The 23,706-nt window shown below is 62.6% G+C and carries 24 protein-coding genes and 1 pseudogene; 10 read left to right on the top strand and 15 right to left on the bottom strand.

What is annotated here, in order from left to right; all coding sequences use genetic code 11:
* Positions 1 to 85: 85 nt before the first annotated feature.
* The 4 genes from FJ954_RS16390 to clpP all read right to left on the bottom strand — a co-directional run bounded on the left by FJ954_RS16390 (position 86) and on the right by clpP (position 5,440).
* A complete protein-coding gene (locus tag FJ954_RS16390; RefSeq protein WP_015318196.1) occupies positions 86 to 358 on the bottom strand; it encodes an HU family DNA-binding protein in 273 nt (90 codons plus the stop codon).
* A 196-nt stretch (positions 359 to 554) separates the two neighbouring features.
* Positions 555 to 2,966 (bottom strand): endopeptidase La, encoded by a 2,412-nt coding sequence (gene lon, locus FJ954_RS16385; protein WP_015318197.1) that lies wholly within the window; start codon positions 2,964 to 2,966, stop codon positions 555 to 557.
* 274 nt (positions 2,967 to 3,240) lie between these two features.
* A complete protein-coding gene (clpX, locus tag FJ954_RS16380; protein WP_013532190.1) occupies positions 3,241 to 4,515 on the bottom strand; it encodes an ATP-dependent Clp protease ATP-binding subunit ClpX in 1,275 nt (424 codons plus the stop codon).
* Positions 4,516 to 4,810: 295 nt separating this feature from the next.
* On the bottom strand, positions 4,811 to 5,440 hold the full coding sequence (clpP, locus tag FJ954_RS16375; protein WP_015318198.1) for an ATP-dependent Clp endopeptidase proteolytic subunit ClpP: 630 nt from the start codon (positions 5,438 to 5,440) through the stop codon (positions 4,811 to 4,813).
* Between the two features lie 333 nt (positions 5,441 to 5,773).
* Between clpP and FJ954_RS16370 the strand changes: the two genes are divergently transcribed.
* On the top strand, positions 5,774 to 6,367 hold the full coding sequence (locus FJ954_RS16370; protein ID WP_140661971.1) for a hypothetical protein: 594 nt from the start codon (positions 5,774 to 5,776) through the stop codon (positions 6,365 to 6,367).
* A 2-nt stretch (positions 6,368 to 6,369) separates the two neighbouring features.
* Here FJ954_RS16370 and FJ954_RS16365 read toward each other — a convergent pair whose 3' ends face one another.
* The gene (locus FJ954_RS16365; RefSeq protein ID WP_140661970.1) at positions 6,370 to 7,473 is read right to left on the bottom strand and encodes an FAD-dependent oxidoreductase; all 1,104 of its coding nucleotides are present in this window, start codon (positions 7,471 to 7,473) and stop codon (positions 6,370 to 6,372) included.
* Between the two features lie 104 nt (positions 7,474 to 7,577).
* On the opposite strand from FJ954_RS16365, the gene FJ954_RS16360 reads away from it, so the two are divergent.
* A complete protein-coding gene (locus FJ954_RS16360) occupies positions 7,578 to 8,828 on the top strand; it encodes a cytochrome P450 (protein WP_140661969.1) in 1,251 nt (416 codons plus the stop codon).
* Between the two features lie 50 nt (positions 8,829 to 8,878).
* Here FJ954_RS16360 and FJ954_RS16355 read toward each other — a convergent pair whose 3' ends face one another.
* The 6 genes from FJ954_RS16355 to FJ954_RS16330 form a co-directional block, all read right to left on the bottom strand.
* Positions 8,879 to 9,223, bottom strand: a complete 345-nt coding sequence (locus FJ954_RS16355) for a cupin domain-containing protein (protein ID WP_140661968.1) — start codon at positions 9,221 to 9,223, stop codon at positions 8,879 to 8,881.
* A 6-nt stretch (positions 9,224 to 9,229) separates the two neighbouring features.
* Positions 9,230 to 10,510, bottom strand: coding sequence for an O-acetylhomoserine aminocarboxypropyltransferase (locus FJ954_RS16350; protein WP_140661967.1), 1,281 nt, complete (start codon positions 10,508 to 10,510; stop codon positions 9,230 to 9,232).
* Positions 10,511 to 10,666: 156 nt separating this feature from the next.
* Positions 10,667 to 11,188 carry a CoA-binding protein gene (locus FJ954_RS16345; RefSeq protein ID WP_140661966.1) on the bottom strand — a complete coding sequence of 174 codons (522 nt, stop codon included), beginning with the start codon at positions 11,186 to 11,188 and terminating at the stop codon, positions 10,667 to 10,669.
* On the bottom strand, positions 11,185 to 11,967 hold the full coding sequence (locus FJ954_RS16340) for an AAA family ATPase (RefSeq protein WP_140661965.1): 783 nt from the start codon (positions 11,965 to 11,967) through the stop codon (positions 11,185 to 11,187). Before FJ954_RS16340 ends, FJ954_RS16345 begins: the two co-directional genes overlap by 4 nt.
* Positions 11,967 to 12,389: a VOC family protein gene (locus tag FJ954_RS16335; protein WP_140661964.1), complete on the bottom strand. Its 423-nt coding sequence runs from the start codon at positions 12,387 to 12,389 to the stop codon at positions 11,967 to 11,969. The genes FJ954_RS16340 and FJ954_RS16335 overlap by 1 nt, the downstream gene beginning before the upstream one ends.
* 4 nt (positions 12,390 to 12,393) lie before the next feature.
* Positions 12,394 to 13,218 (bottom strand): enoyl-CoA hydratase, encoded by an 825-nt coding sequence (locus tag FJ954_RS16330; protein ID WP_140661963.1) that lies wholly within the window; start codon positions 13,216 to 13,218, stop codon positions 12,394 to 12,396.
* Positions 13,219 to 13,372: 154 nt separating this feature from the next.
* On the opposite strand from FJ954_RS16330, the gene FJ954_RS16325 reads away from it, so the two are divergent.
* From FJ954_RS16325 to rpsI, 3 genes are all read left to right on the top strand, one after another.
* On the top strand, positions 13,373 to 13,837 hold the full coding sequence (locus FJ954_RS16325) for a PaaI family thioesterase (RefSeq protein ID WP_140661962.1): 465 nt from the start codon (positions 13,373 to 13,375) through the stop codon (positions 13,835 to 13,837).
* Between the two features lie 215 nt (positions 13,838 to 14,052).
* Complete coding sequence (gene rplM, locus FJ954_RS16320) at positions 14,053 to 14,517, top strand: 50S ribosomal protein L13 (protein ID WP_010915638.1); 465 nt, start codon at positions 14,053 to 14,055, stop codon at positions 14,515 to 14,517.
* A gap of 1 nt (position 14,518) precedes the next feature.
* Positions 14,519 to 15,001, top strand: coding sequence for a 30S ribosomal protein S9 (gene rpsI, locus FJ954_RS16315; protein WP_015318209.1), 483 nt, complete (start codon positions 14,519 to 14,521; stop codon positions 14,999 to 15,001).
* A 66-nt stretch (positions 15,002 to 15,067) separates the two neighbouring features.
* Here rpsI and FJ954_RS16310 read toward each other — a convergent pair whose 3' ends face one another.
* Together FJ954_RS16310 and FJ954_RS16305 are read right to left on the bottom strand one after the other, a co-directional pair.
* Positions 15,068 to 16,126, bottom strand: coding sequence for a glycerophosphodiester phosphodiesterase family protein (locus FJ954_RS16310; RefSeq protein ID WP_140661961.1), 1,059 nt, complete (start codon positions 16,124 to 16,126; stop codon positions 15,068 to 15,070).
* 95 nt (positions 16,127 to 16,221) lie between these two features.
* Positions 16,222 to 17,430, bottom strand: a complete 1,209-nt coding sequence (locus FJ954_RS16305; protein ID WP_140661960.1) for an acyltransferase — start codon at positions 17,428 to 17,430, stop codon at positions 16,222 to 16,224.
* 123 nt (positions 17,431 to 17,553) lie between these two features.
* Here FJ954_RS16305 and speB point away from each other — a divergent pair, with 123 nt between their 5' ends.
* From speB to FJ954_RS32370, 3 genes and pseudogenes are all read left to right on the top strand, one after another.
* Entirely contained in the window at positions 17,554 to 18,561 is a 1,008-nt protein-coding gene (gene speB, locus FJ954_RS16300; RefSeq protein WP_015318212.1) for an agmatinase, read from the top strand.
* A gap of 30 nt (positions 18,562 to 18,591) precedes the next feature.
* On the top strand, positions 18,592 to 19,518 hold the full coding sequence (gene argC, locus FJ954_RS16295; protein ID WP_140661959.1) for an N-acetyl-gamma-glutamyl-phosphate reductase: 927 nt from the start codon (positions 18,592 to 18,594) through the stop codon (positions 19,516 to 19,518).
* Positions 19,518 to 19,625 (top strand): annotated as a pseudogene (locus FJ954_RS32370) (3'-kinase); the annotation flags it as partial. The gene argC and the pseudogene FJ954_RS32370, both read left to right, overlap by 1 nt.
* Before the next feature lie 201 nt (positions 19,626 to 19,826).
* On the opposite strand, the gene FJ954_RS16285 reads toward FJ954_RS32370, so the two are convergent.
* The gene (locus FJ954_RS16285; protein WP_140661958.1) at positions 19,827 to 20,918 is read right to left on the bottom strand and encodes a COX15/CtaA family protein; all 1,092 of its coding nucleotides are present in this window, start codon (positions 20,916 to 20,918) and stop codon (positions 19,827 to 19,829) included.
* A gap of 153 nt (positions 20,919 to 21,071) precedes the next feature.
* Between FJ954_RS16285 and FJ954_RS16280 the strand changes: the two genes are divergently transcribed.
* Positions 21,072 to 21,287 carry a DUF2842 domain-containing protein gene (locus FJ954_RS16280; RefSeq protein ID WP_015318215.1) on the top strand — a complete coding sequence of 72 codons (216 nt, stop codon included), beginning with the start codon at positions 21,072 to 21,074 and terminating at the stop codon, positions 21,285 to 21,287.
* 23 nt (positions 21,288 to 21,310) lie between these two features.
* On the opposite strand, the gene FJ954_RS16275 is transcribed toward FJ954_RS16280, so the two are convergent.
* The gene (locus tag FJ954_RS16275; protein ID WP_140661957.1) at positions 21,311 to 22,369 is read right to left on the bottom strand and encodes a polysaccharide deacetylase family protein; all 1,059 of its coding nucleotides are present in this window, start codon (positions 22,367 to 22,369) and stop codon (positions 21,311 to 21,313) included.
* A gap of 89 nt (positions 22,370 to 22,458) precedes the next feature.
* On the opposite strand from FJ954_RS16275, the gene FJ954_RS16270 reads away from it, so the two are divergent.
* On the top strand, positions 22,459 to 23,688 hold the full coding sequence (locus tag FJ954_RS16270; RefSeq protein WP_140661956.1) for a GNAT family N-acetyltransferase: 1,230 nt from the start codon (positions 22,459 to 22,461) through the stop codon (positions 23,686 to 23,688).
* The last annotated feature ends 18 nt before the right edge of the window (positions 23,689 to 23,706 follow it).

Raw genomic sequence — 23,706 nt, 5'->3', positions numbered from 1 at the left:
GGAGCTACCGTCCGGCCCAATACGCCGAAAAAGAAAAGCCGGGCAAGCCCGGCTTTTCTGGTTTTTTTCAAAAATAAAAACGCGCTTAGTTGACGGCGTCCTTGAGACCTTTGCCGGCCGAGAACTTCGGCACGGTGCGCGCCGGGATCTTCACTTCGGCGCCGGTCTGCGGGTTGCGGCCGGTGGATGCGGCGCGCTTTGACACGGTGAAATTGCCAAAGCCGACAAGCCGGACATCGCCGCCCTTCTTCAGTTCGCCGGAGATGACAGAAAACACTGCATCGACCGCAGACTGCGCGTCACCCTTCGAAATGCTCGCGGCGTCGGCGACAGCGGACACCAGTTCGTTCTTGTTCATAAAAATTCCCTTCCATGAGAACACCGGAACTCACGACTCATCCGGCAGGAAACGGACTTTAGAAAGAAGCGTTCCCGCAACCAAGTCGAAAAGGCAGGAAAAAAGCGGAAAAAGCCCGGAATTCCGGGGTTTTTCACATGAAAAAGCCGGGCGCGAGGCCCGGCTTTCTGTTTGTGCGCTGCAACCTTAGAAAAAACTAATGCGCAAGCGACTTTCCAGCGTCATCGCTGGTGTCCGTGGAAGCCGGCGGATTGACCGGTTCGACCCATTCGATCGGCTCCGGCATCCGCACCAGCGCGTGGCGCAACACCTCACCGACGCGTGAGACCGGAATGATTTCCATGCCGTTCTTCACGTTGTCCGGGATCTCCGCCAGATCCTTGGCGTTGTCTTCCGGGATCAGCACCTTCTTGATGCCGCCGCGCAGTGCGGCGAGCAGCTTCTCCTTGAGGCCGCCGATCGGCAAGATGCGGCCGCGAAGCGTTATCTCGCCAGTCATCGCCACATCCGCCCGCACCGGAATACCCGTCAGCACCGACACGATGGCCGTGGCCATGGCGGCACCGGCGGACGGACCGTCCTTCGGCGTGGCGCCTTCCGGCAAGTGCACGTGGATGTCGCGCTTGTCGAACAGCGGCGGCTCGATGCCGAAATCGATGGCGCGCGAGCGGACATAGGAGGCCGCCGCCGAGATCGATTCCTTCATGACGTCGCGCAGATTGCCGGTCACCGTCATGCGGCCCTTGCCGGGCATCATGACGCCTTCGACCGTCAGCAGCTCGCCGCCGACTTCCGTCCAGGCAAGACCGGTGACGACACCGACCTGATCGTCAGCCTCGACCTGGCCGAAGCGGTAGCGCTGAACACCGAGATAGTCGGCGAGGTTCGCCGCTGTGATGCTCACCGTCTTCTTCTTCGTCTTCAGGATCTCGGTCACCGCCTTGCGCCCGAGCTTCATCAGCTCGCGCTCCAGGCTTCTGACGCCCGCTTCACGGGTGTAGGTCTGGATGATGGCGCGGATCGCGTCCTCACCGACGGAGAACTCCTTTGGCTGCAGCGCGTGATCGCGGATCACCTTCGGCATCAGGTGCCGCTTGGCGATTTCGATCTTCTCGTCCTCGGTGTAGCCGGCGATACGGATGATCTCCATGCGGTCCATCAGGGGCGCAGGGATGTTCAGCGTGTTCGCCGTCGTCACGAACATCACGCTCGACAGGTCGTATTCGACCTCGAGGTAGTGGTCCATGAACGTCGAGTTCTGTTCGGGGTCGAGCACCTCGAGCAGCGCGGACGACGGATCGCCACGGAAGTCCTGGCCCATCTTGTCGATCTCGTCGAGCAGGAAGAGCGGGTTGGACTTCTTGGCCTTCTTCATCGACTGGATGACCTTGCCGGGCATCGAGCCGATATAGGTGCGCCGGTGGCCACGGATCTCGGCCTCGTCACGCACGCCGCCAAGCGCCATGCGGATGAATTCGCGACCGGTCGCCTTGGCGATCGACTTGCCGAGCGAGGTCTTGCCGACGCCGGGAGGGCCGACGAGGCACAGGATCGGCCCCTTCAGCTTCTTCTGGCGGCTTTGCACGGCAAGGTACTCGACGATGCGGTCCTTGACCTTGTCGAGGCCGAAGTGATCGGTGTCGAGCACGTTCTGCGCGTAGGCCAGGTCCTGCTTGACCTTGGAGTTCTTGCCCCACGGGATCGACAGCAGCCAATCGAGATAGTTGCGCACGACAGTCGATTCGGCCGACATCGGCGACATCGTCCTGAGCTTCTTCAATTCGGCATCCGCCTTTTCGCGGGCCTCCTTGGAGAGCTTGGTCTTCTTGATGCGAGCCTCGATCTCGGCGGCCTCGTCGCGGCCGTCCTCGCCCTCGCCGAGCTCCTTCTGGATCGCCTTCATCTGCTCGTTGAGGTAGTATTCGCGCTGCGTCTTCTCCATCTGGCGCTTGACGCGCGAGCGGATGCGCTTCTCCACCTGCAGGACGGAGATTTCGGCTTCCATGAAGCCCATCGCCTTTTCCAGCCGCTCCTTGACGGAAAGCGTGGCCAGCATTTCCTGCTTTTCAGGGATCTTGATGGCAAGATGCGAGGCAACCGTGTCGGCGAGCTTGGAATAGTCGTCTATCTGGCTAGCGGCACCCACCACTTCGGGCGAGATCTTCTTGTTCAGCTTGACGTAGTTCTCGAAGTCAGTGACGACCGAGCGGGCCAGAGCCTCGACCTCGACCTCCTCCTCTTCCGGTTCGACCAGCGCCGTGGCCTTGGCCTCGTGGAAGTCGGGACGGTCGGTGAAGGAGACGATTTTCGCACGCGAGGCGCCTTCGACCAGAACCTTGACGGTGCCGTCGGGCAGCTTCAGCAATTGCAGCACATTGGCGAGCGTGCCGATGTCGAAGATCGCATCGGGCTCGGGATCGTCATCGGCGGCATTCATCTGGGTGGCAAGCAGGATCTGCTTTTCCTGACCCATCACCTCTTCCAGCGCCTTGATCGACTTTTCGCGCCCGACGAAGAGCGGAACGATCATATGCGGGAACACCACGATGTCGCGCAGTGGGAGGACCGCGAAGACGCCGTCGCTGGGAGCCTTGGATATTTTGGCCATTGTCCAACCTTTCATGTCGCGGCCACCATCAGGCCAACCGCGAATCTCATATTAACGACCGGGGATCGTTCCGCCTACCACCGTTTATGACGGGAGTTTTACAGCACAGAAATCGGGCACCTCGGCCTTCTCGTGTTAGGTGGAGGCAGGCAGGGCAAAGATCAAGAGTTAACATCGTCCCCAATCCACTCCATCGCGACGCTGTGCCGGTTCCTCACAGCAAAACGGCGCCGCAGGGGCGCCGTTCCATAAAAATATAGGGCCAAGTGCCATATCAGGCGCTGACATTGCCCTTCTTTTCCTTCTGTTCGGAATAGATGTAGAGCGGCCGGGCGCTGCCGGTCACCACCTCTTCCGAAATCACAACCTCGCGCACGCCTTCGAGCGCCGGCAGTTCGAACATCGTGTCGAGCAGGATCGCTTCCATGATCGAACGCAGGCCGCGCGCACCGGTCTTGCGCTCGATGGCGCGCTTGGCGATCGCCGAAAGCGCGTTCTCGTGGAAGGTCAGATCGACATTTTCCATCTCGAACAGGCGCTGGTACTGCTTGACCAGCGCATTCTTCGGCTCGGTCAGGATCTGGATCAGTGCCGGCTCGTCGAGATCCTCCAGCGTCGCCAGGACCGGCAGACGGCCGACGAACTCCGGAATGAGGCCGAACTTCAACAGATCCTCGGGCTCGACCAGGCGGAAAACATCACCCGTGCGGCGATCCTCCGGCGAGGCGACGACAGCTCCGAAGCCGATCGAGGTTTTCCTGCCGCGATCCGAAATGATCTTGTCCAGCCCGGCGAAGGCGCCGCCGCAGATGAACAGGATGTTGGCGGTGTCGACCTGCAGGAACTCCTGCTGCGGGTGCTTGCGGCCGCCCTGCGGCGGCACGGAGGCGACCGTGCCTTCCATGATCTTGAGCAGCGCCTGCTGAACGCCCTCGCCCGACACGTCACGGGTGATCGAGGGATTGTCTGACTTGCGTGAAATCTTGTCGATCTCGTCGATGTAGACGATGCCGCGCTGGGCGCGCTCGACATTGTAGTCGGCCGACTGCAACAGCTTCAGGATGATGTTCTCGACGTCTTCGCCGACGTAACCGGCCTCGGTCAGCGTCGTGGCGTCGGCCATGGTGAAGGGCACGTCGATGATGCGGGCCAGCGTCTGTGCCAGCAGCGTCTTGCCGCAGCCGGTCGGGCCGATCAGCAGGATGTTGGACTTGGCCAGCTCGACATCGTTGTTCTTGCCAGCATGCGCGAGGCGCTTGTAGTGGTTGTGGACGGCCACCGACAGCACGCGCTTGGCGTAGGGCTGGCCGATGACATAGTCGTCGAGAACCTTGAGGATCTCCTGCGGGGTCGGCACGCCCTCGCGCGACTTCACCATCGAGGTCTTGTTCTCCTCGCGGATGATATCCATGCACAGCTCGACGCACTCGTCGCAGATGAACACCGTCGGACCGGCGATCAGCTTGCGCACCTCGTGCTGGCTCTTGCCGCAAAACGAGCAATAAAGCGTGTTCTTGGAATCACCGCTGTTGTTGCCGACCTTGCTCATTTTCATGTCCTTTCATGGCCGCCCGCCGATGGTCTGGCTGAAAGGGCGCATACTCTATTTATCGCGGGAATCCGCCGCCGCCAGTCTTCCGGCTCCCGCAACGTATTCCGTACGAAACACAAATCAGAAAACGTGGCAATGATTCGCAGCTTCCCCACGCAAAGCTAAGCCGTCGAAAATCAACATAGCCTTAACGTAGGCAATCCCGACCTCCGAGGGAACAGCCAATTGTGGCCGAAATGACGCAAGACACGCCAAAAGCGCGTGATGGTGCCATCCAACTGCCAACTAGCCTTTATGCCAACGCCCCCTCGGCCGCCTCGCGCGACGAAATGACCTTGTCGATCAGGCCAAAATCCTTGGCCTCGTCGGCGGTCATGAAATGGTCGCGGTCGAGCGTCTTCTCGATGTCCTCATAGCTCTTGCCGGTGTGCTTGACATAGACCTCGTTGAGGCGACGCTTCAGCTTGATGATGTCCTGGGCGTGACGCTCGATATCGGACGCCTGCCCCTGGAAGCCGCCGGACGGCTGGTGAACCATGATGCGGGCGTTCGGCGTGGCGAAACGCATGTCCTTGTGGCCGGCGGTCAGCAGCAGCGAGCCCATCGAGGCAGCCTGGCCGATGCACAGCGTCGACACGGCCGGTTTGATGAACTGCATGGTGTCGTAGATCGCCATGCCCGAGGTGACGACGCCGCCCGGCGAATTGATGTAGAGGTTGATTTCCTTCTTCGGGTTCTCCGCTTCGAGGAACAGGAGCTGCGCGCAGACCAGCGTCGCCATGCCGTCCTCGACCGGACCGGTGATGAAAATGATGCGCTCCTTGAGGAGGCGCGAGAAAATGTCGTAGGCCCGCTCGCCGCGATTGGTCTGTTCGACCACCATCGGAACGAGGTTCATGTAGGTTTCGACGGGATTCTTCATCAGTTATCTCTTGTCTCGCGGTGGGATTCCGGCGCCGGACAGCTGGCAGCTCGGGCAGAATCGGTTCTGGATCGTTAAGATGTAAATAGGATGCCGGCTCATCCTTGTGCAAGGCCGACCCGTCCTAGCCATCTGGGTAAGTCGAATCAAGCTTCCGGGCAAGAATTAGCAGCAGCTGATGCCACGCCGACCTCAAATACCGACCGGCCCCGCCAGGGTAGCAGTTTCTTAACCTCGTCACTTAACGAAATGCGCCAAAACCGCTTTTCTCCGCAACGGCTTCCCCTACAATTCAACGTTGAACTTGTGCCTACAGTTCAGACGGGGAGTGCCATGTCCGGGAAAACCGCATGCTTCACCATTGCAGGGATGACCATGCTCGGCTCGATTTCGCAAACGGCGGCCGGTGGTCGCGCCGTCGAATGCTACGAGCCCGTCCACACACCGGCCGTTTACGACACGGTCTACGAAGACGTCATGGTCAGCCCTCCCGGCCAGCAGATCGTCGACTATGATCCGCCGATCTATGGCACGCGCGAGCGAGTGGTGGTGACTGTGCCGGCCCAGGTTCGGTATGAAGTGGTGCCTGCGGCCACCAGGACCGTCTACCACACCGTCAGGGTCGATAGCGGCGGCTATTCCTGGAAATGGCGCGTCATCCATGGCCGCCGCGTGTTGTGCAAGGTTTGGCACAAGGCACGCTTTGAACGCGTCGCCGAGACGGTGGTGATACAGCCCGAGCGCACGCGGCGCGTCGTCATTCCGGCGCAATATGACAGCATCGCCGAGGAGGTGCTGGTGCGGCCCGAGCAAAGGCGCGTCATCGATATTCCCGCCGCGTACCAGACCGTCCCGCGCCGCGTGCTGGTGCGCGAAGGCTCATCCGGCTGGCGGCGGGTGCATATTCCAAGGCACTGCCAGGACTAGGCTTAGGCCACCTCGGCCCGCAGCCAGGCCTTAAGACCGACGACATCGCCATCGCCAATGGCTTTGGCCACACGACGCCCGACCGCCGCGCCGAACTTGTAGCCGTGACCCGAGCACGCCGAGACGACCAGGCACTTGCCGGTCTCATGCGCCAGGAATCTCTCGTCATCGGTGAACGTGTAGGCGCAGGTGACCACTTCGGTCACCTTGTACTCCTCGATGCGGGCGATCGGCGGCGAAAACAGGTTGCGGATCGCCTCGCCCTCGCCGGGCACCGGCTCGCGGTTCCAGTCGGCGTCGCTGGTCGGCACCTTGTGCAGGCCCGAGCCGAATTTCATGCCGGCGCCCCGCGTAAGCGGGATCATATAGCCGTCGGTCGTGCCGCCGACATCGAGAATGACGGGCGCCGCCTCCCAGGCGGCCTTGAGATCGGCCGGCGGCTCGACATAGGCGAGCGCGGTGCGAAAGGTCTTCAATTCGCCGCCGAGTTCGGGGAATAGTTTCAGCACCCAGGCGCCAGCGGCAACGACGATGCGGTCAGCCTGCATCGTCTCGCCGGATTCGAGCACGATATGGCCGGCCTCACCATCGATCTCCGTCACCTTGCTGTGCTCGTAGACGTTGGCTCCATTGGCACGCAGCCATTTGGCCAGCCCGGCCGCTATTTTGCGGCAATGCAGCGCGCCGCCCTCGCGCGAAAAATAGGCGTAGCGGAACGAGCCGGCCTCAAGGAACGGCCAGCGCTCGACGGCTGCCTCCGGTCCCAGCAATTCGAAAGGGAATTTTCCCTCTTCCAGGCCCTCGCGGTATTCCTCGGCCTCGTCGCCGGGCTCGCGCGAAACGCAGACGAAGCCCCGCGCGTCGAGGTGGTTCTCGCCGAGATCGGCCCACAGCTCGTCCCAGGCCTCATAGGCTTCAGTGATCAGCAGCCCATAGCCGGTTCCAGCGCGGTAGGCGCGGCGGATGATGCGGTGATGGTCGCCCGATGCCGCCAGCGGATTGGGGATCGGCCCCTGCTCGACAACCGACACGGCGTGGCCCGCCTTGACCAGCGACCACGCCGTGGACAGACCGGCGATACCCGCGCCGACAACGATCACATTCATCCGTTCAGACCTTCCGCAACCCTGCTGGCTGGCTCAATGCATCGGGCTGCCGGACGCAACATACGGTCTGGAACCGGGCTGGCAAGCCGCGCTATGGGTCTGGCATGACCAAATCGACGCTCTCCTATCTGGCCTTTGATCCAGCCACTCGCCGGCTCAGACTCGACCCGCGCGAACCGGCTTTCTTCCTGAATCCTTACGAGGCGTACGGCCTCCTGCACGAAGCCTCGAATGCGTTTTTCTGGGAAGAGTTCGGCTTCTGGTGCTTTGGCGGCTTCGGCGATGTCAACCGGCTGTTGCGCGACCGCCGTTTCGGCCGACAGAACCCGGCCGGCATCCCCGACAGCCGCGGTGTCGGACAAGACAGGACCCATCTCAAGGCATTCGACAGCATCGAAGCCAATTCGATGCTGGAGCTGGAGCCGCCGGTCCATACGCGGCTGAGAACACTGGTCAACCGGGCTTTCGTCTCCCGTCAGGTCGAACGGTTGCGGCCGCGCGTGGAGGCGCTCGCCAACGAATTGATCGATCGTTTCGAACCTGGCAAAGCCGTCGACCTCCTGCCGGCCTTCGCCTCCCCGCTGCCGATCACCATCATCGCCGAAATGCTTGGCGTGCCGGTGGAGATGGGGCCGCGACTGCTCGACTGGTCGCATCAAATGGTCGCCATGTATATCCATGGCCGCACCCGTGAGACCGAGGAGACGGCCAACCGTGCCGCGGGCGAATTTTCCGATTTCCTGCGCGGCTACGTGACCGAACGGCGCAAGAAGCCGGGCGATGACCTGCTGTCGCTGCTGATCTCGGCCCAGGAGGACGACCAGAAACTGTCAGAGGACGAGCTGGTCTCCTCGGCCATCCTGCTGCTCAACGCCGGCCACGAAGCAACCGTGCACCAGACCGGCAATGCCATCCACTCCATCCTGGCACAAGGCGGCGACCCGCGCCGCTTCTTTACCTCACCCGAAGTGACGGCAGCAACGGTCGAGGAATGCCTGCGTTTCGATGCGCCGCTGCACATGTTCATGCGCTATGCCTATGAGGAAATCCAAATCGCGCCCGGCATCGTCGTGCGGCCGGGCCAGACGATCGGACTTCTGCTTGGCATGGCCAATCATGATCCGCATGCCTTCGCCGAACCGCAGACCTTCCGGCCGGAGCGCACCGACCAGAAGAATGTATCATTCGGCGCCGGCATCCATTTCTGCATCGGTGCGCCGCTGGCCCGCCTCGAACTGCAGGTTTCGCTGAGGACCTTGTTCGAGCGGCACCCGCAACTGCATCTCGCCGAACAGCCACGCTTCCGCGACACTTACCATTTCCATGGGCTGGAACGACTTGCCGTCGATTTTTAGCTAGCGAGTTGCCCGGAAATCCGATCGGATTCTCGATATGTGATCAAGCTTCAAACCTTGATCACATACTCCTTGCGAGTCGTTTCAAGCACTTCCCAGCTTCCCTTGAAGCCCGGCCGCAGCACGAAGCTGTCACCGGCTTTGACGGTGCGCGCTTGGCCGCCCTCTTCGGCGATTACCGAAACACCTGAGAGAATGTGGCAGAACTCCCATTCTTCATAGACGATGCGCCACTTGCCCGGGGTCGATTCCCAGATGCCGGCATAGAGGCCGCCGTCGCGCTCCTCGACATTCCAGGTGCGGAATTTCGGATCGCCCGAGATCAGGCGATCCGGCGCCGGCGCGCCGGATTCGGGTTCGACGCCTTTGGTGTCGACGGAAAGAAACGCGGTCATATCAGGTCAGACCTTGGCGAGCGCCTGTTCGAGGTCGGCGACGATGTCGGTGACATCCTCGATGCCGATGGACAGCCGCACCGTGTCGGGTCCGGCACCAGCCTTGACCTTCTGTTCGTCGGAAAGCTGGCGGTGCGTGGTCGATGCCGGGTGGATGACCAGCGACTTGGTGTCGCCGACATTGGCCAGGTGCGAGAACAGTTCGAGTGCCTCGACGAATTTGATGCCCGCCTCGTAGCCGCCCTTGAGGCCGAAGGTGAACACGGCGCCGGAGCCCAGCGGCGAATATTTCTTCTGCAGCGCGTTGTTCTTGTCGCTGGGCAGGCCGGGATAATTCACCCAGGCGACCTTGGGGTGGTTGGACAGCCAGCCGGCGACGGTGATCGCATTGTCGCAATGACGCTGCATGCGCAGCGGCAAGGTCTCGAGGCCGGTCAGGATAAGGAAGGCATTGAACGGCGAGATCGCCGGGCCGAGATCGCGCAGGCCGAGCACGCGCGCGGCGATGGCAAAAGCGAAATTGCCGAAGGTCTCGTGCAGCACGAGGCCGCCATATTCGGGGCGCGGTTCCGACAGCATCGGGTATTTGCCCGACTTCGACCAGTCGAAGGTGCCGCCGTCGACAATGACGCCGCCAATCGAATTGCCGTGGCCGCCCATGAACTTGGTCAGCGAGTGGACGATGATGTCGGCGCCATGCTCGATCGGCCGGATCAGATAGGGCGAGGCCAGCGTGTTGTCGACGATCAGCGGCAGGCCGTGCTTGCGGGCGATGTCGCCGATCTTCTCGATATCGACGAAGGTGCCGCCCGGATTGGCCAGGCTCTCGATGAAAATCGCCTTGGTCCTGTCGTCGATCTGGTTCTCGAAGGTCGAGATGTCATTGGTTTCGGCCCAGCGCACCTCCCAGCCATAATTCTTGAAGGCATGGCCGAACTGGTTGATCGAACCACCGTAAAGCTTGTTGGCGGCGACGAAATTGTCACCGGGCTGCATCAGATTGTGGAACACGATGACCTGCGCGGCATGGCCAGAAGCAACCGCAAGGGCGGCCGTGCCGCCCTCGAGGGCCGCGACGCGTTCTTCGAGCACTGCCTGGGTCGGGTTCATGATGCGGGTGTAGATGTTGCCGAAAGCTTTTAGCCCGAACAGCGAAGCGGCGTGGTCGGCGTCATCGAAAACAAAGGAGGTCGTCTGGTAGATCGGCGTGGCGCGCGCGCCGGTGGCCGGATCGGGCTTGGCGCCGGCATGGACGGCGAGCGTGTTGAAACCTGGCGAACGGGTCACTGAAACCTCCCTTTGAACTTCCTAAATTGGCCGCGCATTCTTGGCGAAGGCGACGTGCGAATGCAAAGAAGAAAATACCTTTCGGCGCCGATCCTTCAATCACACCGCAGGATAATGCGGCGTTCCGCGGAATAATTTTGCGCCTCTGCGCCGCGCCTATTTCTGGCGCACGCCGAAACTCTGAAAACCCTGGCGCATCAGCGGCTTCTTGGACGACAGCACGCCGGAATTGACGCCGGTCCAGCCGATCTCGCCGGACAGCTTGCCATACTCGATCTTGGGGCAGCGGTTCATCACCACCTTGATGCCGGCCGCTTCGGCGCGGGCGGCTGCCTCGTCATGGCGCACGCCAAGCTGCATCCAGATGACTTTCGGCAAGGGATCGAGTTGCAATACCTCGTCGACGATGCCCGGGACCGCCGCGGCATTACGGAAAATATCGACCATGTCGATCGGCTCCGGTATGTCGGCCAGCCTGGCATAGGTCGTTCGGCCGAGGATTTCCTTGCCGGCCTGGCCAGGATTGATCGGGAACACCGAAAACCCCTTGGCCAGCAGGTATTTCAGGACGAAATAGCTCGGCCTGACATCATTGGCCGACGCCCCGACCATGGCGATCGACTTCACCGAATTGAGGATGCCGCCGATATAGGCGTTGTCGTAGCTATCGTGATTCATGTCTCGTCCTCATACAACGCCTCGGCGAGAAAACCATCCGGGTCATTGCTGAAATCGCGCAGCATGCGGAAGTGGTCCGTATCGCGAAAGTCGGCAGGCTCGAGCCCAAAGCGGCTGATGCGGAACAGCTGCGCGCCGGGACAGGCCATCAACAGCGGCGAATGGGTCGCCATGATCACCTGCGCGGTGCCCGATTGGTCCATGCGCCGCAGCATCTTCAGCAATTCGATCTGGCGCGTCGGCGAAAGCGCGCTCTCGGGCTCGTCGAGAATATAGATGCCTTGCCTGCGGCAGCGCTCCTCGAAGAAGCGGATGAAGCCTTCGCCATGCGACCAGGACAGGAAATCCGGCGGCGGTGGCTTGAACGGATCTTCCAGCGCTGCCTGGTCGAGGTAGCGGGCCACCGAGTAGAAGGATTCGGCGCGAAAGAACCAGCCGGCAGTGACTTTTGGCAACCAGTGGCTACGGAATGTGTTGGCCAGTGCGGCGCCACTCTCGTCGATGGCGCCGGAATGGTCGACCGGCCGGTAGCCCTTGCCGCCGCCCGCTTCGTCATAGCCGGCCAGCGCGCCGATCGCCTCGAGCAGCGTGGATTTACCGGTGCCGTTCTCGCCGACGATGATGGTGATGGGCGTGGTGAATTCGAGCTCGAACGCGTGGCCGCGAAACAGCGGCAGGTTCCACGGATACTTCTCCCAGTCCGTAACCCGCTCCCGGTCGAGCAAAATCCGTTTGAGGTACGGTGCCTTGAGCCGTGTCAGTTGCTTGCGGTAGGCCATCAATCAGGCAGCGAAATCGTGCCGTCGTCCGCGATCGGAAAGGCCGGGTTGTGAGCCACCTCCCAAACATGCCCGTCGGCATCGGCGAAGTACCCATACCAGCCGCCCCAGAAGGCGCGGCCGGCCGGCTTGATGATGCGCCCGCCGGCCCTTTCCGCCTGCGCCAGCACTTCGTCGACCTCGGCATCGGAGCGGGTGTTGTAGGCGAGATAGACGGCCGAGGGCGCCTGGGCGAAGGTGATACCGGAGTCCTCCTCGGCGCTGGGGCGCGGGAACAGGCCGAGGATGGCGCCGCCCATCTGGAAGAAGGCGACACCGTCGGTGATCCCCGCGTGGCGCTTCAGACCCATCGCCTCGTAGAAGCGCACGGCGCGATCCAGATCGTCGGTGGCGATGGTGATGATGGAGACGCGCGGTTCCATGATCCTATTCGTCCGCCCATTCCGGCTTGCGCTTGCCGATGAAGGCGCCGATGCCCTCTTCCGCGTCCCGCGCCAGCATGTTTTCGACCATGACTCGGCCGGTATAGGCATAGGCATCGGCCAAGCCCATCTCGGCCTGCGCGTAAAAAGCTTCCTTGCCGGTCTTGATCACCAAAGTGGATTTGGAAGCAATGGTTTGCGCGTATTTGGTGACAATCTGATTCAGGTACTCGCGCGGCACGACCCGGTTCACGAGGCCGAACTCCTTGGCGGTCGCGGCGTCGATCGTCTCGCCGGTCAAGAGCATCTCCATCGCCTGCTTGCGCGAGACGTTGCGCGATAGCGCAACCATCGGCGTCGAGCAGAACAGGCCGATGTTGACGCCCGGCGTGCAGAAGGTCGCCTCGTGCGAGGCGATCGCCAGGTCGCAGCTGGCGACCAATTGCAGGCCGGCGGCTGTCGCCAGGCCGTCCACCTCGGCGATGACAGGCAAGGGATGGCGCACGATCGTCTGCATCAGCATGGCGCAAGCGGCAAAGGTCTCTTCGAAGAAGGCCTTGCCGCGATCGGCATCGGCACGCCGCGCGGTCATTTCCTTGAGGTCGTGGCCGGCGCAGAACACCTTGCCGGCCGCCGACAGCACAATAACGCGAACGGCCTTGTCCGCCTTGGCGCGTTCCAACTCCGCCACGAGCGCCACCATCACCGAAAGCGACAGGGCATTGGCGGGCGGATTGGCGAGCGTCAGGCGCAGCACGCCCTTCTCCCGTCTTGTCGTGACCGGGCCCTCGTCGGCGGCAGCAGGCTTGATGGCAAGGATTTCGGCCATGGCTAAGGTCTCCGCGATTCCGGTGATGCCGGCAGAGTATCTAATATCGGATCGGGTTTCGTCCAACACCCATCGCTTGCGCCAGCATGATGTATATGTTGCCAGAAACACCCGGCTGCGCCCATACAGGCTTGGCGCAGAACGAGAGACCGATATGCCCGCCCAGACCAACCTCAAGCCGGTGCTGACCGCAACGCAGATCAATTTGTTGATGGAAACCGTCTTTCCCCAACTCAACGAGAGTGCCGCCGCCTACGAGGCGATCGACGTGTTTCCAGGCGGCTGCATCGTACGGCTCAATGCCGGTGAACGGCATTTGCGTCCCGGCGGCACGGTGTCCGGCCCTGCCCTGTTCACGCTGGCGGACATTGGCGGCTATGTCTGCGTGCTCAGCCATGCCGGGCCGGATGCGCTCTCGGTCACCACCAACCTCAACATAAATTTCGTGCGTAAGGCCGAGGCCGGGCCGATCGACGGCCATTGCCGCATCCTGAAGCTCGGCAAGAGCCTGATGGTGTTCGACATTGACATCGTCGCCGGCCCCGAAGGACACACGATCGCGCATGCCACAGGCACCTACTCGATCCCGCCGCAGCGCGCCGCCAATGTGGTAAAATAATACCTTTAGTCCAACGTGCTGTTTCTACAGTCTTTTCTGCGCTACAGGACTTTTCCGCTACCTTGACGCAGTTACTCCGCTCGCCTATAAGCCTTCACGAAGCAGCGGCCCGCAAAGGCCGCCGTTTTGTTATTGGCTGATGACAAGCGTCTTTCGCCAATCCAAGCAACAAGAAACGCCTTCACTCCCGAAGGTCAGAACCGAGAGCAGAAAACATGACAACCTTTTCGCAGAAGCCTGCGGATGTGGTGAAGAAGTGGATCCTGATCGACGCCGAGGGTCTCGTCGTCGGCCGTCTCGCCACTGTCATCGCCAATCATCTTCGCGGCAAGCACAAGCCGACCTTCACCCCGCATGTCGACGACGGCGACAATGTCATCGTCATCAATGCCGACAAGGTGGTATTCACCGGCAAGAAGTTCACCGACAAGGTCTATTACTGGCACACCGGCCACCCCGGCGGCATCAAGGAGCGCACCGCGCGTCAGCTGCTCGAGGGCCGTTTCCCCGAGCGTGTCGTCGAGAAGGCCGTTGAGCGCATGGTTCCGCGTGGCCCGCTCGGCCGCCGCCAGATGAAGAACCTGCGCGTCTATGCAGGTGCCGAGCATCCGCATGTCGCCCAGCAGCCAGAAGTCCTCGACGTGGCCAAGCTGAATTCCAAGAACAAGAAGGTCGCATAAGATGGCTGAGCTTTCCTCGCTCGCAGAACTGGGCGCCGCCACCGGCAACACCAACACGCAGGCCGCCGCCCCCGTCCACGTCCAGAAGCTCGACAAGTCGGGCCGCGCCTACGCCACCGGCAAGCGCAAGAACGCCATCGCGCGCGTCTGGGTGAAGCCGGGTTCCGGCAAGATTGTTGTCAACGACAAGGAATTCGCGACCTATTTCGCGCGTCCGGTCCTGCAGATGATCCTCAACCAGCCGATCATCGCGTCCAACCGCTCGGGCCAATACGACATCATCGCCACCGTCGTCGGCGGCGGACTTTCCGGCCAGGCCGGCGCGGTGCGTCACGGCATCTCGAAGGCGCTGACCTATTACGAGCCGGCGCTGCGCGCCGTGCTCAAGAAGGGCGGCTTCCTGACCCGCGACAGCCGCGTCGTCGAGCGCAAGAAGTACGGCAAGGCGAAGGCCCGCCGTTCCTTCCAGTTCTCGAAGCGCTAAGCGGTTCGAATTTCGGACAATCGAAAAGGCCGCCTCCGGGCGGCCTTTTTGCTTGGACGCGGCGGTTCAATTGATGCTGGCGGTCGCGGCTGGCTCGATGCGTTCGCCCGTGCCGGCATAGGGCACCCGATAACCATTCGCCGCCAGCCAGCCGATCGCCGCTTTCGGCTCGTCGGTCTGGATGATGGTGGCGCCACGATCGGCCCAGAAGCCCCAGGCTTCGCGCGGCAAGCTGGCCTGGACCGCCAGTTCGTCGCCACGGCCGCCGGCGAGGAAGCCGCCTGGCTTGTTGACGATGGCATAGGTGTCGGCCCAGATGTGCCAGTCGCCCCTTACCGCCTCGGCGCGCATGCGCGTGCTGAACAGCGGCCCGCCGGTTTCGGTCAGCGTCTCGGCGCCCGCCCGCCAGTTGATCAGTTCGATCGCGCGCGGCGCGAAGACGTGGTCGACCGTCGAGGCGAAGCCCGCATCATGGACCGCGTCATCGGCGATGATCGGCATGAACTGGAAGCCACCGCCTGCGGCAGTCATGGCCGCCTTCACCGTGCTGATCCTGTTCTGGTTCCAAAGGTTTTCCTTGACGATGACTTGCTCGGCCATGCCGAGGTCGCGCGCCACCGCGATCATGCCCGGGAGATCGCCGACCTCGAGCTTGTTGTCGAGATTGATGAGGATTCTGTCCCGTGTCGCCATCAGCATCTCGCGCAATGTCGAGACGGTCTCGTTGGTGACGGCATGGGTGCCCTCGATCACCAGCCGGCATCTCTTCAACTCGGCCAGCGTGTAGTTGATGACCTCGCCCTTGCAGGTCGTCGTGCGGTCGAGCCAGCTGTCATGCATGACGATGAACGCGCCGTCCTTCGAGCGCCGGATGTCGACCTCGACGATTTCGGCGCCGATCGCGATCGAGCCCTCCACGGCGGCAAGCGAGTTTTCCGCATAGAGCGTCTTGCCGGCCTGCATGCTGCCGGCGCGATGGGCGGCCACCATGACATGGTCGCGCCACTGGTTGGCATGTTCGAAGCGGTCGAGGATCTGCCTGGCGCGGGTTTCGCCGGCCATTGACTGGCTGGCGGAAGCCGCCAGCGTGACGGAAAGCAGAAGGCTCGGCCAGAAGGTCTGCATCGAGAATCGCTCCATTCCGGATCGAGCCGGGAATAGGCGATGCCCGTGACATCTGGGTGAACGAAGCCGGCTAGCGGTTGCCGCGATATCTCGCCTCAGATGCGTTTCGACAGCCGGCGGAACCAGGCCATCGCAGGCATCTCGACGAAACGCCAGGTGATCCAAGAGACACCTATGGTGGTAAGAAGCATGACGACGATCGCCACGGTCCCCGTCCAGCCGGCGCCAAAGCCGGTCGCGGGCTCGCCACGCAGTACGATGTCGCCAACCAGGCCGAGGCCGAGTTTGCGCTCGACCAGCCCGGCGACATTGATCAGGCGCGCCTGAACGAAGATGTGGACCATGTAGATCGAATAGGACAGCGCGCCGAGCGTCAGCATCAACGGCGTCCTCAGCAACGCGCTGATCCAGCCGCCTTCATGGGCGAAGAGAAACAGCGCCAAGGCGAACACCAGGGGCGCGGCGATGCCGGCGTCATTGTCGCCCGCCAGCGAGACAAAGAGAGCGATGACGACCACCATGACGATTTCGGCAACAGTCCAGCTCATCCTCGGGCCGTTTGCGGCCAGAACCTGTCGCGCTCCTGCAATGGAATCATGCTGAAACCAGGCCAGCAGGGCGCCCAGCGAGAAGCCGTAGAGGCAGCGGATGAAGCCGAAATCATAGGACACATCCATATGATGCGTGGAGAAGCCGAGCAGGAACAGCGGCGCGGTGACAGCGGCGGCGACGAACCATATCCAGGCGCGCGCGCCGGCGATGAAGAGCACGCCGGCAAACAGGAGATAGGCAAAGAACTCGGCCGAGATGCTCCAGCTCGGGGCGTTCCAGGTCAACCGATCCTCGAAGCCGACACCTTGCAGCAAAAGGAGATTGGCAGCCAAGCTCCTGAGGTCGAAGCCACCGGTGAAAGGAGCAGCACCCGTGCCATGCAGCTGCGGCAGCACGAGCCGCAGCAGCTCGAAGGCGGCAAAGGCGGCAATCATGACCAGATGCAGCGGATAGATGCGGCCGAAACGGACCAGCGCGAAGCGGCAGACCTCCTGAGTGCGGCCGAGTCGATCGGCATAGCTGGAGGCGATGACGAAGCCGGAAAGGACGAAGAAGAAGTCGACGAAGAGATAGGACGAACCGATAAAGCTGCTCTGCGAGACCGTCGAGGCGGTCGGGAAATGAAACAGCGCCACCAGCAGCGCGCAGATGCCGCGCCACGAATCGAGAACCCGGAACCGATCGCCGGCGATCGTACCGGTGTGGGTCGACACCACGGCATCCGACGGATTAAGAAACGCGGTCTGCGTCATGATGATACAAGTCCTGTCTTGCCGTGGCACCCGGGCGGCGCGGTTTCGTCTCCCCAAGCCGTGACTGGCATCTTCCATGCCGGTTCTGTAGTTGTTGCACCCCGATGAAAACGAGGACCCGTAATGGCGACCAACACCATCGACCATGCCTTCACCGCCCGCTCCAAAACGGGTGGCGCCCTCGAGCCGACCTACTCCGGCGCGCTGTCTTTCATGCGGCGCAAATACACCAAGGACGTGAAGGGCGCGGATGCGGTGGTGTGGGGCATTCCCTTCGACGCCGCCGTCACCAACCGACCGGGCGCCCGGTTTGGGCCGCAGGCGATCCGTCGCGCCTCCGCGATCCTCGACAACGACCCGCAATACCCGTTCTCGCGCGATCTGTTCGAACACCTTGCCGTGGTCGATTATGGCGATTGCCTGCTCGATTCGGGCAACCATCAGAAGACGCCCGGCACGATCGAGCGCGAGGCGGCCAAGATCCTGAAATCGGGCGCCTTCCTGCTGACGCTTGGTGGCGACCATTTCGTCACCTGGCCGCTGCTCAAGGCGCACGCCGCCATCCACGGACCGCTGGCCTTGGTGCAGTTCGACGCCCATCAGGACACATGGCCCGATGACGGCAAGCGCATCGACCATGGTTCCTTCGTCGGCCGCGCGGTCAAGGAAGGCATCATCGATCCCGATCGCTCGATCCAGATCGGCATTCGCACCCATGCGCCCGACACATTCGGCATCAAGATTCTCCATGGTCATGAAATCGAGGAAATGCGCGCCTCCGACATCGCCTACGCGATCGTCGATCGCACCGGTGGCAAGAAGACCTATCTGACCTTCGATATCGACTGCCTGGATCCGGCCTATGCGCCGGGAACCGGCACGCCGGTTTCGGGCGGCCCGTCGTCGGCGAAGATCCTGTCGACGCTGCGCCAGCTGAACCAGGTCGATATTGTCGGGGCCGATGTCGTGGAGGTTGCGCCGGCCTACGATCACGCCGATATAACGGCGATCGCCGGCTCGATGGTGGCCATGCAATATCTCGGTCTGCTGGCCGAGCGAAAGGCCCGGCTCGAGGAGCTGAACAACGGCAACCACAATGGCGCCACGGTCAATCATGGCAACGGCATATAGTTTCGAGATATCAGGGAATTTGATCAGGCAATGAAACCGAAAATCTTCATCGATGGCGAGCACGGCACCACCGGCCTCCAGATCCGGGCGCTGCTTGCCGAGCGCGGCGATCTGGAGATCATTTCCATCCCGGTCGAGCGCCGCAAGGAAACGGCCGCCCGCGCCGAATTCCTCAACGCCGCCGATATCGCGATCCTATGCCTGCCCGACGATGCGGCCAAGGAAAGCGTCTCGCTGATCGCCAATGAAACCACCAAGGTCATCGATGCGTCGACCGCGCATCGCGTGGCCGAAGGCTGGGAATATGGCTTCGCCGAACTGGACAAGGAGCAGGCGAAAAAGATCGCCACGGCCAAGCGCGTCGCCAATCCCGGCTGCTGGCCGCAGGGGCCGATCGCAACGCTCAGGCCACTGGTCACCGCAGGCCTGCTGCCGGCCAGTTTCCCGATCGCGGTCAACGGTATTACGGGCTATTCGGGCGGTGGGCGCCCGATGATCGAGGATTATGTCGCCAAGGGCGAGGACGCTTCGGAATTCCTGCCCTATGGCCTGACCCTGCAGCACAAGCACGTGCCGGAATTGAAGGCCTATGCGAAGCTGTCGCATGATCCGATCATGCAGCCGGCGGTGGGCAATTTCGCGCAAGGCATGATCACGGTGGTGCCGTTGCAGCTCGGTGGCCTCGACCGCGTGCCGACGGGTGCCGAACTTCACGCCGCCATTGCGGACCATTTCGCCGCGATCCATGGCGGCGTGGTCGAGGTGGCGCCCTATGCACATCTGGAACGCGTGCCTGACATCGATCCGGAGATCTACAACGGCACCAACCGCATGAAGGTCTATGTCTTTGCCAACGACAGCAGAGCCCAGGCGCTGCTGCTGGCGGTCTACGACAATCTCGGCAAGGGCGCTTCGGGTGCGGCCGTCCAGAACATGGACCTGATGCTCGGTCTCTGATGGATGCACCAGCCTTTCCAGCGCGCTCGAAGGTCAGCGAACCGGAACTCATGGCCGAGACCTTTTCGAGCGGCATCTGGAAGGTGCGGCTCGAGGACGGCTCCCCAGACCGCCAGGTGCATATCGCCGTCGCCCAGGCCAGGCTCGATGCGCTCAAGGCCGCTGACAGGGTTGCCAAGGCAAATCAGGACCAGGCGGCCAGGCCGACCAGGACAAATCGGCACCATCCGCCGCCGCACTGCGTCAGGCTGAATTCGACGGCGAGAAGACGACCCAGTCGAACGAATTCTGGATGTGATCGGCTGCACTCAACGTCCGACGGCAATCTCGTTGGGTAAGGGATAGGCGCCCTTGGTACCGCGCCAATGCGCGGCGGCAAAGCCCAGCACGACGAGCGCGAAAGCCTGATGGGTCAGCGCCATGTGCAGGGGCACCTGCATCAGCAGCGTACCAATACCGATCGAAGCCTGCACCAGCACCAGACCGAACAACAGTGTCGCGCGTCGCGCATGCGTTGAGCCGGGCAGACGCAGACGCGTGGCGATCATGTGCCAGAGCGCGACGGCGAAGACCGTATAGGCGCCAAGCCGGTGGATGAACTGCACCGTTTTCGGACTTTCGAAGAAATTGCGCCACGCCGGCTCGAGGACGAGCAGATCGCCGGGGATAAGCCGGCCGTCCATCAGCGGCCAGGTGTTGTAGCTCATGCCGGCGTCGAGACCGGCAACCAGGCCGCCGAGATAGATCTGGACCAGCGCCAGAAGCACGATGAAACCAGCCAGCCGCTGCGTCGAGCGATCGGCCGCGGGCTCGGAATGCGGCGCAAGGCCACGCGCGACGACCATGGTCGCGGTAAAGATAAGTGCCGCCAGCGTGAGATGCGTCGCCAGCCTGTACTGGCTCACCGACACGCGATCGACCAGGCCGGACGCCACCATCCACCAGCCGATGGCCCCCTGCAGGCCGCCGAGAAGCAGAATGCCGACCAGTTTCGGCCCAAGGCCGCGCTCGATGCGACGCGTCGCCCAGAAGACCAGCAGCGGCAAGGCAAAGACCAGGCCGACGCTGCGCGCCAGCAGGCGATGCGCCCATTCCCACCAGAAGATCGACTTGAACGCCTCGACGCTCATGCCCTTGTTGAGTTCGGCGTATTGCGGGATCTGTTGATAGCGCTGGAATTCCTCCTGCCACTCGGCGTCGTTGAGCGGCGGGACGACGCCATGGATCGGCTGCCATTCGGTGATCGAAAGGCCGGATTCGGTCAACCGCGTGGCGCCGCCAACCAGCACCAGCGCGAACAGCACCAGGAGCACGACGTAGAGCCAGCCGCGCACGAGTGCCCGGTTGTGCAGGTCGCGGTCGCGGGCCTGATAAGGCGCGGCGGCGGTGATGGCGGCCATGGATATGTCCCGGCAGGTTGAATGTCGCGGATTGGTGAACCATCGCACTCCTGCTGGCAAGGCCGCGCAGCGCGGCACGCCGTCGCGCCCGGTGTCGTGGGTTGCGCGTGCCTTGCGTTCGGCCTAAGCGGTAGCCATCAACGAGGCCAAGACATGCCCATTCGCCTGAAAAAACTGATCGGAATGTTCCTGCTGTTGGCGCTGGTCATCATCTACGCGCTGGTCGCCTCGATCTTCGCCGTTGCCCGCCTGTCGGAATCGGGCGCACTGGTGCAATTCCTGTTCTTCCTCGTCAGCGGCCTGCTCTGGGTGCTGCCGGCAATGGGCATCATCAAATGGCTGATGCTGGAGCCGCGGACTAAGCGCTGAGCCCTGCCCGGCCAGGCCGTATGTCAGATAGTAACGAGCATCTTGCCGGCATTGGCGAGCGGGGTCGTCACGCCCGACAGCATGGTGCGGATGTGGGCGAGGCTCTGGTAGCGGCCATTGACCGAAATGCGCGGCAAGGCATGCAGGAAGCCGGCATGTTCGGCGCGCAGCACGCCGTGGCGGGTGGTCACGGCGGAGGCATAGCAGGCGTCGCGCGCAAAGCCCACTTCGCGGCAGCCGACGGCGCTGGCATAGCCATAGGGATAGGCGAAATGGCGCGGCTCCTCGCCAAGCCCGGTCCGCAACATGTCCTTGACGGCGCCGATCTCGCGCCGCGCATCGGCCTCGGAAAGCCGCTTCAGGTTGCTGTGGTTGATCGTGTGGGCGCCTATCGCCACCAGAGGGTGCGCGGCGACGGTGCGGATCTCATCCCAGGTCATCAGCGTGCGCAGGCGCGGGGCGTCGGCGTCGACACCATGCGACGCGGCGAGACCGCGCAGCACGCTCCGCAGGTCTTCCTCGCGGACCTCGCTGGTGAAATAGGCATGCAGGCGGGCGATGGCCTGATGTTTCCTGGCGGGGGTCCCGCAATCGATCACCGCAGGGCCGTTCGATGTGGCGAGGGTCAGGCGGTCGCATGCATTGACGATATCCTCCACCACATCCCACCAAAGGTGGGCGGAGCCATCGATCAGCCCGGGCGCCACATAGATGGTAAGCGGCGCGCCATGCTTTTCCAGCACCGGCAGGGCCTCGGTCATGTTGTCGCGATAGGCATCGTCGGCGGTGATGGTGGCGAACCGGCCGCCCTTGCCGCCTGCCTTGATACGCTCCACCGCTTCATCCATCGAAACGAAGGCATAGCCGCCCGCTTTCATGTCGGCGATCACGGCATCGAGGAAACTGGGCGCGATGTTGAGGTGTCGGTTGACGCTCTCGGGCTTTTCGGGGGTCGCCGTCACGCGATGCAGCATCAGGATGGCGCCGATGCCGCCGACAAACGGCCTGGCCAGCGGTGCGAGGCCGGTATAACGGGCGACGTTGAGCGCCAGTTTCCGGATTGCCTCCCCACCGTCGATCATTCATTCACCTTTTGCGCCTAGGCTAACCAAGCACGGAATACGCCCGAGCGCCCCCCAAATCGGGATCAATACGCCTTAAGGATTGAGGTATGGTTGACGCAACCGCGTCATTTGATGGCAAGCGGCTCGCGGCGAGCCAGGCCACGCCACGCACACTACCCAGAAATGCCGCGGGGCCGTCGGTTTCCATTGCCGCCGCCGAGGGGCTCGCGGCATATGCGACGTTCTGTCGTTCGGCGCTCTGTGCTCCAGCGCAAAGTGCGGCATGGGTGTTGAACTGGGCCGCCGAGGTCAGGCCCGACCTGCTCATTGCCACGCTGGAACTGGAGGGCAAGCCGGCCCTCGCACTGGCGTTGGAGGTGGTCAAGCGCGGGCCGTTGCGGGTCGCCCAGTTCATGGGCGGCCGCCACGCCAATGGCAATTTCTGCGCCGCCGAACCGCAATGGCTGGCCAGCGGCGACCTCACAGCCATCCAGTCGATGCTCGCGGCGATCGCCAGATTCCGGCCCGATATCGATCTCATCGCGCTGGAAAGATTGCTGCCCGATCTCGACGGCACCGCCAATCCGCTGGCATCGCTCGATCACTTCGCCAGCCCCAATCTTTCACTGGCCGTCGATCTCAGCGGCGGATTCGATGCGCTGCTGCTGCGTGCCAGCGGCAAGCGCAAACGCAAGAAGCATCGTTCGCAGACACGCAAGTTCGAGGCTGTCGGTAGCTACCGGCGCATCGAGGCGAGCAGTGCCGACGACGTGGAGAGGCTGCTCGACGCGTTCTTCGAGATGAAGGAACAGCGCTTCCGCAAGATGGGCATCGCCAACGTCTTCGGTGACGACCAGACACGCGCCTTCTTCCGGGGGCTGTTCAAGCAAGCACTTGGCGAGGACAAGCCTTGCTTCGTGCTGCACGGGCTGGAAGTCGCCGGCAAGCTGCGCGCCGTCACCGGAGCGAGCCGCTCGGGCAGGCGGCTGATCTGCGAGTTCGGAGCGATCGCCGAGGATGATCTTGCCCACACCAGCCCGGGGGACTTCCTGTTCTTCGACAACATCCAGGATGCCTGCCGGAGCGGGTTCGCGGTTTATGATTTCTCCGTCGGAGACGAACCTTACAAGCGGCTATGGTGCGATATCGAAACCCGGCATTTCGAGGTCCTCGTCCCGCTGACGCTCAAGGGCCGTGCGCTGGGACAGGCGCTTCGGCAGGGCGCGCGGCTGAAGGCCTTTGTCAAGAACAGCCCGGCAATCTGGAAGCTCACCAAGCTGCTGCGCCGCAAGGCCGTTGGACAGACAGCGCCCGTGCCCACGGAAGACGAAAACTAGCCCCAATACGCCAACAGG

It is taken from the genome of Mesorhizobium sp. B2-3-15, from assembly GCF_006442875.1.
Classification (GTDB): domain Bacteria; phylum Pseudomonadota; class Alphaproteobacteria; order Rhizobiales; family Rhizobiaceae; genus Mesorhizobium; species Mesorhizobium australicum.
Note: the sequence above shows the minus strand (reverse complement) of the source record. Positions and strands in the feature narration are given on the sequence as shown.

Bases quoted from the DNA above. Each gene is read 5' to 3' on its own strand.
- FJ954_RS16390 (WP_015318196.1), bottom strand. From the start codon at position 358: ATGAACAAGAACGAACTGGTGTCCGCTGTCGCCGACGCCGCGAGCATT.
- lon (WP_015318197.1), bottom strand. From the start codon at position 2,966: ATGGCCAAAATATCCAAGGCTCCCAGCGACGGCGTCTTCGCGGTCCTC.
- clpX (WP_013532190.1), bottom strand. From the start codon at position 4,515: ATGAGCAAGGTCGGCAACAACAGCGGTGATTCCAAGAACACGCTTTAT.
- clpP (WP_015318198.1), bottom strand. From the start codon at position 5,440: ATGAAGAATCCCGTCGAAACCTACATGAACCTCGTTCCGATGGTGGTC.
- FJ954_RS16370 (WP_140661971.1), top strand. From the start codon at position 5,774: ATGTCCGGGAAAACCGCATGCTTCACCATTGCAGGGATGACCATGCTC.
- FJ954_RS16365 (WP_140661970.1), bottom strand. From the start codon at position 7,473: ATGAATGTGATCGTTGTCGGCGCGGGTATCGCCGGTCTGTCCACGGCG.
- FJ954_RS16360 (WP_140661969.1), top strand. From the start codon at position 7,578: ATGACCAAATCGACGCTCTCCTATCTGGCCTTTGATCCAGCCACTCGC.
- FJ954_RS16355 (WP_140661968.1), bottom strand. From the start codon at position 9,223: ATGACCGCGTTTCTTTCCGTCGACACCAAAGGCGTCGAACCCGAATCC.
- FJ954_RS16345 (WP_140661966.1), bottom strand. From the start codon at position 11,188: ATGAATCACGATAGCTACGACAACGCCTATATCGGCGGCATCCTCAAT.
- FJ954_RS16340 (WP_140661965.1), bottom strand. From the start codon at position 11,967: ATGGCCTACCGCAAGCAACTGACACGGCTCAAGGCACCGTACCTCAAA.
- FJ954_RS16335 (WP_140661964.1), bottom strand. From the start codon at position 12,389: ATGGAACCGCGCGTCTCCATCATCACCATCGCCACCGACGATCTGGAT.
- FJ954_RS16330 (WP_140661963.1), bottom strand. From the start codon at position 13,218: ATGGCCGAAATCCTTGCCATCAAGCCTGCTGCCGCCGACGAGGGCCCG.
- FJ954_RS16325 (WP_140661962.1), top strand. From the start codon at position 13,373: ATGCCCGCCCAGACCAACCTCAAGCCGGTGCTGACCGCAACGCAGATC.
- rplM (WP_010915638.1), top strand. From the start codon at position 14,053: ATGACAACCTTTTCGCAGAAGCCTGCGGATGTGGTGAAGAAGTGGATC.
- rpsI (WP_015318209.1), top strand. From the start codon at position 14,519: ATGGCTGAGCTTTCCTCGCTCGCAGAACTGGGCGCCGCCACCGGCAAC.
- FJ954_RS16310 (WP_140661961.1), bottom strand. From the start codon at position 16,126: ATGCAGACCTTCTGGCCGAGCCTTCTGCTTTCCGTCACGCTGGCGGCT.
- FJ954_RS16305 (WP_140661960.1), bottom strand. From the start codon at position 17,430: ATGACGCAGACCGCGTTTCTTAATCCGTCGGATGCCGTGGTGTCGACC.
- speB (WP_015318212.1), top strand. From the start codon at position 17,554: ATGGCGACCAACACCATCGACCATGCCTTCACCGCCCGCTCCAAAACG.
- argC (WP_140661959.1), top strand. From the start codon at position 18,592: ATGAAACCGAAAATCTTCATCGATGGCGAGCACGGCACCACCGGCCTC.
- FJ954_RS16285 (WP_140661958.1), bottom strand. From the start codon at position 20,918: ATGGCCGCCATCACCGCCGCCGCGCCTTATCAGGCCCGCGACCGCGAC.
- FJ954_RS16280 (WP_015318215.1), top strand. From the start codon at position 21,072: ATGCCCATTCGCCTGAAAAAACTGATCGGAATGTTCCTGCTGTTGGCG.
- FJ954_RS16275 (WP_140661957.1), bottom strand. From the start codon at position 22,369: ATGATCGACGGTGGGGAGGCAATCCGGAAACTGGCGCTCAACGTCGCC.
- FJ954_RS16270 (WP_140661956.1), top strand. From the start codon at position 22,459: ATGGTTGACGCAACCGCGTCATTTGATGGCAAGCGGCTCGCGGCGAGC.